We start from the raw sequence: 12,277 nt of genomic DNA, 5'->3' as shown, positions 1-12,277 counted from the left end.
GGCGCCGGGGCCGCGTGCCGGGCCCGGGGCCTCGGCGGCTGCTGGAGCTGGATCGTCGGGTCCGGCTGGGGCTGCTCCGGCCGCCGACGCCGCTGATGCTGCTGGGGCTGCTGGGGCTGCTCCGGCTGCCGACGCTGCTGGGGCTGCGGGGGCTGCGGGGGCTGCTGCGACCCGACCGGCATCGCACCGGACACCACCACCGGCGGCAGCAGCGCCGTCGCCTCGGCGTCGTCCATCGCCGGCACCGGCGGCAGCAGGGTGGTCGCCTCGGCGTCGTCGAACGCGGGCACCGCCGGCAGCACCGCGGTCGCCGCCGCGTCGTCCACCGGGTAGCCGTACGGCGGCTGGTGGCCCGGCTGCTGCTGCGGGAAGTGCGGATGCGGATGCGGCTGCTGCTGCGCGTGGGGCGGGTACGGCTGCTGCGGCTGGTGGGGCTGCTGCTGCCACTCGCCGTAGCCGCCGTGGTTCGGGTGGTTCGGGTTGTTCATGTCCGTCACGCCGCTCAGCCTCCCGCGAACGGCGGGAGGACCTCCACCGTCCCGCCCTCGGTCAGGGCGACGGCCGCGTGGTCGCGGCCGCCCACCTGGGCCCCGTCGACCAGGTACGAGCAGTGCCCGAGCAGCCGGACGAGCTTCGGCCGGTCGGCGTGCCGCTCCTTGGCCGCCGCCAGCGCCTCCGCCAGGGTCGCCGCCTCGTACGGCTCCTCGGCCAGCCCGGCCTCGGACTTCGCCGCCGCCCAGTAGCGGATCGTCCCGCGCACCCGGGCGCCGCTCGCGGGCTCGGTGGTCGCGCCCATCGGGCCACCCCTTCTCGTCGTCCTCGCCCGGTCCCGGTGCCCCGGTCCGGCTCGCCACCGCGCCGGCCGTCCGACCACCCGAACGATGGACCCGAACAGCGCCTCCGATGTGCGTCCCCATGATGGCGTGTCCGCGGCCACGAGCGGCAATCGCCCTGGCCGGACGGGCACCGGTCTCCCGCCGGACCGCCGTCGAGGGGCGCCGGACCGGCGCTCGACGTTGTGTCCAGCCTCACCCGGTGCACGCCCCGAATGAGGCGAACCGCCGGATTCCCGCACTCCCGGCCGAGGGGCGAGGTCGGCTATCCTCGACCACCATGAGGGATCCGGGCAGAGTCGCCCCCGGATCCTTTTGTGCTTTCAGGACGCCAGTACGGACGTTCTTGCGATTCGTCGGCCCACCCCCGGCGCGCAGCAGGAACCGCCCCGCCTGAGGCGGCACAACGACGTGCCCCGGCCGGCCGGGGCATCGCCACCCGGCACCGGGCCGCCACCCGGCACCGGACCAGACCGGAGGGTTCGCGGTGATGAACAGGGCAGAAACGGTGCGCCAGGGGTTGCGGGACCCCCGGCGGACCCGCCGTCGCGCCCTGCACGCCGTCCGCTCCCTCGGTTCGCCGCGGCCGACCGCCGTCCTCCCCTCCCCCTCAGCACGTGCGCCATCCGGCTGTGGCGGCAGCCGTAACGCGACCGCGACGACCCGGAAAGGGGACCACCGGGTATGAGTTCTCTCCTCCTCCTCACCAATGCGCTGCAGCCCTCCGCCGAGGTACTGCCCGCTCTCGGACTGCTGCTGCACAACGTCAGGGTGGCCCCCGCCGAGGGCGCGGCCCTGGTGGACACCCCCAGCGCGGACGTCATCCTGGTCGACGGCCGGCGTGACCTTCCGCAGATCCGCAGCCTCTGCCAGCTGCTGCGCTCCACCGGCATCGGCTGCCCGCTGATCCTGGTGGTCACCGAGGGCGGCCTGGCCGCCGTCACCGCCGAGTGGGGCATCGACGACGTCCTGCTGGACACCGCCGGCCCGGCCGAGGTCGAGGCCCGACTGCGGCTCGCCCTCGGCCGGCTCCAGGTCGTCACCGACGAGGGCCCGATGGAGATCCGCAACGGCGACCTCTCGGTCGACGAGGCCACCTACTCCGCCAAGCTCAAGGGCCGGGCGCTCGACCTCACCTTCAAGGAGTTCGAGCTGCTCAAGTACCTCGCGCAGCACCCCGGGCGGGTCTTCACCCGGGCGCAGCTGCTCCAGGAGGTCTGGGGCTACGACTACTTCGGCGGCACCCGGACGGTGGACGTGCACGTCCGGCGGCTGCGCGCCAAGCTCGGCGTGGAGCACGAGCAGCTGATCGGCACCGTGCGCAACGTCGGCTACCGCTTCGTCGTCCCGGAGAAGCCCGAGAAGGGGGAACGGCCGGAGCTCGCCCAACGCCCCACCGCCCCCCTGGACGCCTGAGGCCCGGGCCCGTCCGAGCACCGGCACGGAGCCGGGCGGGCCGTCCGCCGCCCGGCTTGTCCGGTTCCTCCCGGAGCCGCCCGACGGCCTGCCGAACGAGGCCCCAGGTCCCACTGCCACCCCGGAGGCCACACGCGTAGACTCCCCCCGTGGCCAAAGTGACGCGCGACGATGTAGCCCGGCTGGCTGGTACCTCGACCGCGGTCGTCAGCTACGTCATCAACAACGGGCCGCGCCCGGTCGCGCCCGCGACCAGGGAGAAGGTCCTCGCGGCGATCGAGCAGCTCGGCTACCGGCCGAACAGCGTCGCCCAGGCGATGGCCTCCCGCCGCACCAACCTGATCGGCATGGTCGTCCCGGACGCCCGCCAGCCCTTCTTCGCCGAGATGGCGCACGCCGTGGAACGGGCCGCCTCCGAGCGCGGCAAGCTGGTGCTGATCGGCAACTCCGACTACGTGGACGACCGCGAGGTGCACTACGTCCGCGCCTTCCTCGGGATGCGCGTCTCCGGCCTGATCCTGGTCAGCCAGGGCCCCTCGCAGCGCGCCGCCGAGGAGTTCGCCGCGATGGAGGGCGCCAAGGTGGTGCTGCTGCACCGCCGGCCCGAGGCGATCGACGACGTCGCGGTGGTCACCGACGACGTGGCGGGCGCCGAGGCGATCGTGCGCCACCTGCTGGAGGTGCACGGGCACCCGTACGTGGCCTGTTTCGGCGGCCCGGTCGAGTCCCCCGCCCCCGGCGACCCGGTCATCGACCACGTCGAGGGCTGGCAGCGCGCCATGGACGCGCACGGCGTCCCCACCGAGCCGCACCTGATCGACGCGCCCTTCCACCGCTACGGCGCCTACGACGTCGCGCTCGGCGTGCTCCGCTCGCCGGACCGGCCGCGGGCGATCTTCTGCTCCACCGACGACCAGGCGATCGGCGTGCTGCGGGCCGCCCGCGAGGTCGGCCTGCGGGTCCCGGAGGACCTCGCGGTGGCCGGCTTCGACGACGTACCGGAGGCCGCGCTCGCCGACCCGCCGCTGACCACCGTCGCCTCCGACCGCGACGCGATGGCCCGGGCCGCCGTGGACCTGGTGCTGGACGACTCGCTGATGGTGCCCGGGTCGGACACCGAGCGGGTCCGCACGTTCCCGTCCCGGTTGGTCATCCGCCGCTCCTGCGGCTGCGACGGCGGCGCCCCCGGCCGGTCGGTACCGGAGTAGCCGATTCCGCTCTGCGGGTGGCCTGACCAGGCTTTATGAGAACCCAACGGGCTTCTCTCCTCGTTCTGAGCCGGTTCTCATGCACTCCTCATGCACCGGGTCGAGCTTGGTCGGCATGAGCGAACAGCAGCAGTACCCCAGCGAGCAGTACGGCCCCGACCGGGCCCACGAGCAGTACGGCCCGTACTGGTCCCAGGAGCCCCGGGTGATCGAGGGCACCGTGCTCGGCAGCGGCCCGGCCGCCGGCGGCCCGGACAGCGCTTCCGGTCCGGACGGGTACAGGTACAGCTACCTGGAGGACCACTCCGACGGCGGCTTCGACGGACCGCCGCCGCCCCCGCCGATTCCGCCCGAGCCGCCCACGATCCTCGGCCCCGGGGGCCCCGGGGACCGCGGCAGCCGGGCCCGGCGAGGACTGCTGCGCGGCCGGCTCGCCATGGTCACCGCCGTCGCCGCGGTCGCCGCCGTCCTCGGCGGGGTCACCGGCGGACTGGTCGCCGCGGACCGGCAGAGCTCCGACAACCGCGTCGGCACCATCGCCAGCCCGGTCTCCGCCCGCTCCGACGGCAGCGCCGACGTGCGCGCCATCGCCGCCGCCGTCTCGCCCAGCACCGTCCAGATCACCGTCAAGAGCGGCAACGGCACCTCCACCGGCACCGGCGTCGTCCTGAACACCGCCGGGCAGATCCTCACCAACTACCACGTGATCGACACCGCGACCGGCGGCGCGCGGATCACCGTCACCTTCAAGGACGGCTCCACCGCCCAGGCCGCCGTCACCGGAACCGACAAGGCCCTCGACGTCGCCGTGATCACCGCGACCGGCGCGAAGAACCTCACCCCCGCCGTCCTCGGCGACTCCTCCACCATGGCCATCGGCGACCCGGTCGTCGCCATCGGCAACCCCGACGGCCTCACCGGCACCGTCACCTCCGGCATCATCAGCGCCGAGAACCGCGACGTCACCGTCCAGCTCGACGAGGGCAGCACCAGCAACAACGGTGGCTTCGGCCTCCCCTTCCTGCCCGGCCTGCGCGGCACCGTCCCGCAGTCCGACAACGGCAGCACCACCACCTACAAGGCCTTCCAGACCGACGCCGCGCTCAACCCCGGCAACTCCGGCGGCCCGCTGATCAACGCCAGCGGCCAGGTCATCGCCATCAACTCGGCGATGTACGCGCCCGGCGGCTCCGGCTCCTCCGGCAACGGCTCGGCCGGCAGCGTCGGCCTCGGCTTCGCCATCCCGATCAACGACATCAAGCAGGTCCTGCCGAAACTCGAAGCCGGCCAGAACCTGTGACCCGCACCCCCTGAGACGGACAATTGCTCCCAGCAGGCCCTCCACCCGACGAGAAAGGGCACCCGCCCATGACCCCGTCCGCCGACGACCGTACCGCCGCCGAGGCCGGCCACCCCTCTGCCCGGCTCCTGGTGGTCGACGACGAACCCGCCCTCCGGGACGCCCTGGAGAGCAGCCTCGCCTTCGAGGGGTACGAGGTCGCCACCGCCACCGACGGCTACGAAGCCCTGGAGTCCGTCGAACGCGACCGGCCCGACCTCGTCCTGCTGGACATCATGATGCCCCGGATGGACGGCCTCACCGCCGTCCGCCGGATGCGCTCGCGCGGCGACACCGTCCCGGTGCTGATGCTGACCGCCCGCGACGCCGTCGGCGACCGCGTCACCGGCCTCGACGTCGGCGCCGACGACTACCTCGCCAAGCCCTTCGAACTCGACGAACTGCTCGCCCGCGTCCGCGCCCTGCTGCGCCGCAACGCCCTCGCCGCCGAGGCCGCCGCCCGCGCCGCCGTCGAGGACGAGAGCGAGGTGCTCGCCTTCGCCGACCTGCGGATGAACACCGCCACCCGCGAGGTCACCCGGGCCGGCAAGCCGATCGAGCTCACCCGCACCGAGTTCATGCTGCTGGAGATGTTCCTCGCCCACCCCCGCCAGGTCCTCACCCGCGAACAGATCCTCAAGGCGGTCTGGGGCTTCGACTTCGAACCCTCCTCCAACTCCCTGGACGTGTACGTGATGTACCTGCGCCGCAAGACCGAGCAGGGCGGCATGCCCCGCCTGATCCAGACCGTACGCGGCGTCGGCTACGCCCTGCGCCCGGCAGCCGGCGCGAGCACGTGACCACCGTTCCGCCCCCTCCGCTGGCCCCGCCCCGCACGCGCGGGCGCCGGCAGCGCCTCCTGCACTGGTTCCGCTCCCGCTCGCTCCGCAGCCGCCTCACCTTCCTGAGCGCGGCGGCGGTGGCGGTGGCGATCGCGCTGTCGGCGCTGGCGTGCTGGTTCATCGTGGAGAAGCAGCTCTACAACCAGGTCCGGTCCGACCTCGCCAGTGCGCCCCAGCCCACGCCCGGGAGGCTCATCTGCTACGCCACTCCGGAAGCCGCACTGGATCATCAGCGCGGCGGAAACATGCCGGAGATCAGTGGGGCCGTCCCCCGGGACACCCAGTTCCTCGTGTCGGCCGGAGTCTGCCTGCCGCCGGGGGCGACCAAGGCGATCGTGACCACACCGGGGGATGCCGCTGCATTCCAGCTCAAGCCCGGGCAATCGATCACCCGGAACGGGAAGTTCACCAATGGCGACCCCGCAATCGTCCGACTGGCCCCCAACCGCAACTTCTCCATCCCCGCTGTCGTGATGGTGGCAACTCCCACCCAGCCCATCGAGGACTCCCTCGACGGCCTCGCCATCCTGCTCGGCTCGGTCGCCGCCGGCGGCATCCTGCTCGCCGCCCTCGCCGGCCGCCTGGTCGCCCGCTCCGCCCTCAAGCCCGTCGACCAGCTCACCGACGCCGTCGAGCACATCGCCCGGACCGAGGAGGTCGGCACCACCATCCCGGTCCACGGGCACGACGAGATCGCCCGCCTCTCCACCTCCTTCAACTCCATGAGCACCGCCCTCGCCAACTCCCGCGAGCGGCAGACCCGGCTGATCGCCGACGCCGGGCACGAGCTCCGCACTCCCCTGACCTCCCTGCGCACCAACGTCGACCTGCTGATCCGCAGCAACGACACCGGCCGCCCGCTGCCCCCGGCGACCAAGACCAAGCTGCTCGGCAACATGAAGGCCCAGATGCAGGAACTCACCGTCCTGATCGGCGACCTGCTCCAGCTCTCCCGCCCGGACACCCCGAAGACCGGCCCGGCCCCCACCGTGGTGGCCCTGCACGAGATCGCCGGACGGGCCGTCGAGCGGGCCGAGCTGCGCGGCCCGGGGCTGGTCTTCGAGACGGACACCGAGCCCTGGTACGTGCACGGCGACGCGGTGGGGCTGGAACGGGCCGTGATCAACCTGCTGGACAACGCGGTCAAGTACAGCCCGCCCGGCGGCACCATCGAGGTCCGGCTGCACCAGGGCGTGCTGACCGTCCGCGACCACGGGCCCGGCATTCCGCCGGACGAGCTCCAGTACGTCTTCGACCGGTTCTGGCGCTCGCCGTCCTCGCGCCAGCTGCCCGGTTCCGGGCTCGGGCTGTCGATCGTCGCGCAGAGCGTCCGGGAGGCGGGCGGCGACGTCACCCTCGGACCGGCCGCCGACGGCGGTCCGGGCGCGCTGGCCACCGTCCGGCTGCCCGGCGGCCCCGCCCCGGAATGACGGAAGGGCGGGTGGGGCGCCCCGACAGCGCCCCACCCGCCCTTCCGCAGGGGGGTGTCCCGCAGTTCTCTGCCGGGTCCGACAGGACCCACAGGACACGCCCCCGGGGCCGGCTCACAGTCAGCCGATGTCGCTGCCCGGGCCGATGATCTTGATACGGTCCTGCGCCGGGGCCTGGAGCGGCGCGGCGGCCGAGCTGTGGGCGCCCAGGTAGGCGGTGAAGACGTCCAGGTCCGAGGCGCCGACCAGCTTGTCGGTGCCGGCCGCGAAGGCCGGGAAGCCGTCGCCGCCGCCGGCCAGGAACTCGTTGGCCGCGACCCGGTACTTGGCGGCCGGGTCGACCGGGGCGCCGTTCAGCCGGACCGAGTCCAGGACCACCCGGTCCGCACCGGTCTTGCGCATGTCCAGGGTGTAGTGCAGGTTCGAGGACACCTGCAGGATCTTCGGCGCGGCGGCGTTGGAGCCGCTCACCTGCTGCTGGAGCAGCTGGATCAGCTGGGCACCGGTCAGCGTCTTGACCTGCATCATGTTGGTGAACGGCTGGACGGTGAACGCCTCGCCGTAGGTCACCACGCCGTCGCCCTCGCCACCCGAGGCCTTGTAGACCAGGTCGGAGCGGATGCCGCCGGGGTTCATGAAGGCGACCTGCGCGCCGCCCTTGTCGGCCGGGGCCAGCCCGGCGAGCTGCGCGTCGGCGATCACGTCACCGAGCGGCTTCTCCGGGTCGTTGTTGCCGCGGCCGTTGATGTCCGAGGCGATGTAGCCGATCGGGCGGTTGGCGATCGGGGCGGCCAGCTTGGAGTAGTGGTCGACGAGCGCCGTCATGTCGGGCGCCTTCTCGACCGTGCGGTGCACCACGTGGTTCTCGGCCTTGACCGAGGGACGCACGATCTCACCGGTGGTCTTGTCCAGCTTCATGTTGATCTCGGTGAAGAGCCGGCCGAAGGAGGCGGCGCTGGTCACCGAACGCGGGACGCCGTTGGGGTCGGGGATGCTGCAGGCGTACGCGTTGTGGGTGTGGCCGGTGACGATGGCGCCGACCGACGGGTCGATCTTCTTCGCGATGTCGACGATCGGGCCGGATATGCCCTGCCCGGCCGCGCCGCAGTCGTAGTTGTAGACGCTGCTGGCCGGGTAGCCGCCCTCGTGGATCAGCGCGACGATCGAGTTGACGCCCTTGGCCTTGAGCTCGGCGGCGTACTTGTTGATCGTGGTGACCTCGTTGGCGAACTTCAGGCCCTTGACGCCCTCGGCGGTCACGATGTTCGGCGTGCCCTCCAGGGTGACGCCGATGAAGCCGACCTTCACGCCCTGGGACTTGGTCACCCAGTACGGCGCCAGCAGCGGCTTGCCGGTCTTCTCGTCGGTGACGTTGGCCGACAGGTAGTTGAAGTTGGCGCCCTTGAAGGTGCGGCCGGCCTCGTAGCAGCCGTCGGTCGGGTGGCAGCCGCCCTCCTGCATGCGCCGCAGCTCCTGCGCGCCCTCGTCGAACTCGTGGTTGCCCACGGAGGTGACGTCCAGGCCGAGCTTGTCCATCGCCTCGATGGTCGGCTCGTCGTGGAAGAGCGCCGAGGTGAGCGGGCTGGCGCCGATGATGTCGCCGGCCGCGACGGTGATCGAGTCGTCGGCCGGGACGCGCGCCTTGCGCAGCTCGGTGGCCAGGTACTCGATGCCGCCGGCCGGGGTGGCGACCTCCTTGCCGGTGGCCGGGTCGATCTCCTTGATCGTGCCCGAGGAGCCGGCCGGGGGCTCCAGGTTGCCGTGGAAGTCGTTGATCGCCAGCAGCTGGAGGTTGACGGTCTTGTGGCGCTTGGCGTCGGCGGCCTGAGCGGCCGTCGGCACGACCACCGTGCCGAACAGACCTGCGGCGGCGACGACGGCGAGCGCCGTCCGTCGGGATCTGACGGTGAGCATGAAGGGTTCCCCTGCACCTTGGAGGAGCACCGGCTGAGGACAGCGTCGGCGTTCGGGCATGTGTTGCGACTGCGAAGCCTAAGGTCAACGCGCGTAGCTGTCAGGACGTCGGACGTAACGAGAGGATTACCTACTGACGAACCATCGCCGTCCGCCGGGTGCGGAACCCGCGGAGAGGACTTCCTCAGACCCCGGGCTCGGCCGCCAACTGCCGCTCTGCCCGCACCCGTTCGGCCACCGCGTCCTCGGTCATCGCGCGGTCGGTGTAGACCAGCGGACGCTCGACCTCGGTGACGATGTGCTTGACCACCTGGACGTTGCCGTTGACGTCCCAGACCGCGATGCCCGGCGACAGGGTGGGGATGATCTCCACCGCCCAGCGCGGCAGGCCCAGCACCCGGCCGGTGGCCCGCGCCTCCTCGGCCTTCTGCATGTAGATCGTCCGGGTGGATGCCATCTTCAGGATCGCCGAGGCCTCCTTGGCCGCCGCGCCGTCCACCACGTCGGACAGGTGGTGCACCACCGCGACGAAGGACAGGCCGAGCCGGCGGCCGAACTTCAGCAGCCGCTGGAACAGTTGGGCCACGAACGGACTGTTGATGATGTGCCAGGCCTCCTCCACCAGGAAGATGCGCTTCTTCCGGTCCGGACGGATCCAGGTGTGCTCCAGCCACACCCCGACGATCGCCATCAGGATCGGCATCGCGATCGAGTTGCGGTCGATGTGCGAGAGGTCGAAGACGATCAGCGGCGCGTCCAGGTCGATGCCCTCGGTGGTCGACCCGTCGAACATACCGCGCAGGTCACCGTCGACCAGCCGGTCCAGCACCAGCGCCACGTCCAGGCCCCAGGACTGCACCTCGTCCACCGCCACGCCCAGCGACTCCACCGAGGACAGGTCGGGGTTGCGCAGGGTGTCGATGATGTCGTCCAGCACCGGTTGACGGTCCTTCACCGTCGCCACCACGTGGGCGTGCGCGGCCTTCAGCGCGAAACCGGCCCGCTCCTCCAGCCCACGCCCCATCGCCACCTCGACGATGGTGCGCAGCAGCGACAGCTGGCCGGTCTGAGTGATCGCCGGGTCCAGCGGGTTGAGCTTCACCCCGCCGTCCCGGGCCGCCATCGGGTCCAGCCGGATCGACTTTATGCCCAGCGCGTCGGCGATCAGGTTCCACTCGCCCACGCCGTCCTCGCCCTGCGCGTCCAGCACCACGACCTGGCGGTCGCGGAACCTCAGCTGCCGCAGCACGTACGTCTTCTCCAGCGCCGACTTGCCGTTGCCGGACTCGCCGAGCACCAGCCAGTGCGGGGCGGGCAGCTGCTGCCCGTACAGCTGGAAGGGGTCGTACACGTACCCCTTGCCGCTGTACACCTCGCGGCCGATGATCACGCCGGAGTCGCCCAGCCCCGGCGCGGCGGTGGGCAGGTAGACGGCCTGCGCCTGGCCGGTGGAGGTACGCACCGGCAGGCGGGTGGTCTCCACCTTGCCGAACATCAGGCTGGTGAACGCCTCGGTGAGGTTGCCGAGCGCCATGGGCGGCCTCCTGACGGGTCAGCGGTGGACGGGGACGGACGTACGGGCGTACGGCGTGCTCAGCGGCGGATGCCGGTGGCGAACGGGAGGGTGTTGACGAAGGCCCGGTGGTGCTCGCGGTCGCACCACTCCAGCTTGAGGTAGCTCTTGCCGGCCGAGGCCCGGATGGTCCGCTTGTCACGGGCCAGCGCGTCGGGGTTGCGCGAGGAGACCGTGATGTAGCCGACCAGGTTCACCCCAGCCGCGCCGGACGCCAGGTCGTCGCCGCGCTGGTCCACCCGGCCGGTGTGGGCCAGGTCGCGCGGGTCGACCGTCCGGTTCATCTTGGCCGCGCGGCTCGCCTCGGCCTCGTCGTTGGTCTTCTCGGTCAGCATCCGCTCGATCGCGACGTCGGTGGGCTCCAGGTCCATCGTCACCGCGACCGTCCGGATCACGTCCGGGGTGTGCACCAGCAGCGGCGCCAGGAAGTTGACGCCCACCGGGGTGAGCGGCCACTCCTTGATCCACGCGGTGGCGTGGCACCACGGCTCCCGGGTCGCCGACTCACGGGTCTTCGCCTGCAGGTACTGCTGGTGGGTCGCGTCCAGCTCGGCCGGCCAGGCGTTGCGCCGGGACATCGCCTGGATGTGGTCGATCGGGTGGTCCGGGTCGTACATCGAGTGCAGCAGCGAGGAGAGCCGGGCCTGGCCCAGCGGCTGGCGCACCCGGATGTCCGCCTCGGCCAGCCGGGCGCAGATGTCGGTCAGCTCGCGCGCCATCACGGCCGCCAGCCCCTCGTCGTCCCGCGCCCGCCGCCCGGTGGCCGTGCGCCCCATCGCGTGCGCCTCGGCGGCCAGGTCGCGGGTGTAGTGCATGCACGCCACCAGGTAGGCCCGGTGCTGCTCCGAGGAGGTCGACACCATCGACTGGAGCTGGTCGTACGAGTCCTGCAGCCAGCGCGGAGCGGACGGGTCACCGCGCCGCTCGACGTCCTTGGCGTGCGCGTCCGGGTCGGCCGGCAGGGTCCGGGCCAGGATCTGCAGCCGGGTCACGAAGCCGTCCCCGTTGGCGACGTGCTTCAGCAGCGTCCCGAACCGGTCGACCAGGGCCTCCTGGTCCTCCGAGTCGCGCAGGCCGACTCCCGGGCCCTCGATCTCGATCGCGGCCGTCACCGTGCGCCGCTCCAGGTGCATCAGCACCCCGACCTCGTCCGGCCCGAACGGCGCCGTCAGCCAGCGCAACCGCCCCACCCCGGGCGGCGGGCCGACCTCCACCTCCCGGCCGTCCAGCCGGGTGCCGGCGTCCATCACGTCCGAGCGCCACACCGCCCGCCCGCTGCGGACCGTCCGGCGGTAGGTGCGGTTGATCTCCGCCCACTTATAGAACGTCCGCTTGCGGTACGGCACGTACACCGCCGCGATGGCGAGCGCCGGCAGACCGACCAGACCGCCGATCCGCAACGGCAGAATCGGCATCAGCAGGCCCCAGAGCATGCCGAGGAAGGCCCCGAGGATGATCAGCATGATCTCGCCGGACTCCCGGTTCCGGCCGATCGGCGCGTTCGGGCGGGCCTTGCCGATCAGGTAGGTGCGGCGCTGGTGCACGTACGGCTGGGCGTACTGGGCGCCGTACTGGCCGAGCGGTTCGCTGCTCACTTACCCGTCACCCTCCCTTCGCTGGATTGCTTTCGCGGATCGGAACCGGGGCCTGCGGCGGCCCGCCCTGGGGCGGTGGCGCCGGCGTCCGGCCCGCGTGGGCGGCGATGCCCGGCGCGACCGAACC

9 protein-coding genes and 1 pseudogene are annotated in these 12,277 nt (G+C 72.3%); 5 read left to right on the top strand and 5 right to left on the bottom strand.

All coding sequences use genetic code 11. The features are described from left to right. Positions 1-497 (bottom strand): annotated as a pseudogene (locus tag KS423_RS24350) (hypothetical protein); the annotation flags it as partial. 5 nt (positions 498-502) lie between these two features. Further along, on the bottom strand, positions 503-796 hold the full coding sequence (locus KS423_RS24345; protein ID WP_224281820.1) for a MoaD/ThiS family protein: 294 nt from the start codon (positions 794-796) through the stop codon (positions 503-505). Between the two features lie 721 nt (positions 797-1,517). Between KS423_RS24345 and KS423_RS24340 the strand changes: the two genes are divergently transcribed. The 5 genes from KS423_RS24340 to KS423_RS24320 all read left to right on the top strand — a co-directional run bounded on the left by KS423_RS24340 (position 1,518) and on the right by KS423_RS24320 (position 7,068). Further along, positions 1,518-2,249, top strand: a complete 732-nt coding sequence (locus KS423_RS24340; protein ID WP_224281819.1) for a response regulator transcription factor — start codon at positions 1,518-1,520, stop codon at positions 2,247-2,249. A gap of 149 nt (positions 2,250-2,398) precedes the next feature. Continuing rightward, positions 2,399-3,457, top strand: a complete 1,059-nt coding sequence (locus KS423_RS24335) for a LacI family DNA-binding transcriptional regulator (protein ID WP_224281816.1) — start codon at positions 2,399-2,401, stop codon at positions 3,455-3,457. A 115-nt stretch (positions 3,458-3,572) separates the two neighbouring features. After that, positions 3,573-4,757, top strand: a complete 1,185-nt coding sequence (locus tag KS423_RS24330) for a S1C family serine protease (RefSeq protein ID WP_224281814.1) — start codon at positions 3,573-3,575, stop codon at positions 4,755-4,757. A 68-nt stretch (positions 4,758-4,825) separates the two neighbouring features. Then, a complete protein-coding gene (locus KS423_RS24325) occupies positions 4,826-5,596 on the top strand; it encodes a response regulator transcription factor (protein ID WP_224281812.1) in 771 nt (256 codons plus the stop codon). Next, on the top strand, positions 5,593-7,068 hold the full coding sequence (locus KS423_RS24320; RefSeq protein WP_224281810.1) for a HAMP domain-containing sensor histidine kinase: 1,476 nt from the start codon (positions 5,593-5,595) through the stop codon (positions 7,066-7,068). The genes KS423_RS24325 and KS423_RS24320 overlap by 4 nt, the downstream gene beginning before the upstream one ends. Positions 7,069-7,188: 120 nt before the next feature. On the opposite strand, the gene KS423_RS24315 is transcribed toward KS423_RS24320, so the two are convergent. The 3 genes from KS423_RS24315 to KS423_RS24305 form a co-directional block, all read right to left on the bottom strand. Then, positions 7,189-8,982: a bifunctional UDP-sugar hydrolase/5'-nucleotidase gene (locus tag KS423_RS24315; RefSeq protein ID WP_224281809.1), complete on the bottom strand. Its 1,794-nt coding sequence runs from the start codon at positions 8,980-8,982 to the stop codon at positions 7,189-7,191. Between the two features lie 184 nt (positions 8,983-9,166). Beyond that, a complete protein-coding gene (locus tag KS423_RS24310; RefSeq protein WP_224281808.1) occupies positions 9,167-10,516 on the bottom strand; it encodes an ATP-binding protein in 1,350 nt (449 codons plus the stop codon). Between the two features lie 59 nt (positions 10,517-10,575). Next, positions 10,576-12,150, bottom strand: a complete 1,575-nt coding sequence (locus tag KS423_RS24305) for an SCO6880 family protein (RefSeq protein WP_224281807.1) — start codon at positions 12,148-12,150, stop codon at positions 10,576-10,578. Positions 12,151-12,277: the final 127 nt, after the last annotated feature.

Origin of the sequence: Streptomyces sp. LS1784 (assembly GCF_020103755.1) — a bacterium.
GTDB lineage: Bacteria > Actinomycetota > Actinomycetes > Streptomycetales > Streptomycetaceae > Kitasatospora.
Note: the sequence above shows the minus strand (reverse complement) of the source record. Positions and strands in the feature narration are given on the sequence as shown.

Excerpts from the sequence above, each read along its gene's own strand:
- KS423_RS24345 (WP_224281820.1), bottom strand. The coding sequence starts at position 796 with ATGGGCGCGACCACCGAGCCCGCGAGCGGCGCCCGGGTGCGCGGGACG.
- KS423_RS24340 (WP_224281819.1), top strand. The coding sequence starts at position 1,518 with ATGAGTTCTCTCCTCCTCCTCACCAATGCGCTGCAGCCCTCCGCCGAG.
- KS423_RS24330 (WP_224281814.1), top strand. The coding sequence starts at position 3,573 with ATGAGCGAACAGCAGCAGTACCCCAGCGAGCAGTACGGCCCCGACCGG.
- KS423_RS24325 (WP_224281812.1), top strand. The coding sequence starts at position 4,826 with ATGACCCCGTCCGCCGACGACCGTACCGCCGCCGAGGCCGGCCACCCC.
- KS423_RS24315 (WP_224281809.1), bottom strand. The coding sequence starts at position 8,982 with ATGCTCACCGTCAGATCCCGACGGACGGCGCTCGCCGTCGTCGCCGCC.
- KS423_RS24310 (WP_224281808.1), bottom strand. The coding sequence starts at position 10,516 with ATGGCGCTCGGCAACCTCACCGAGGCGTTCACCAGCCTGATGTTCGGC.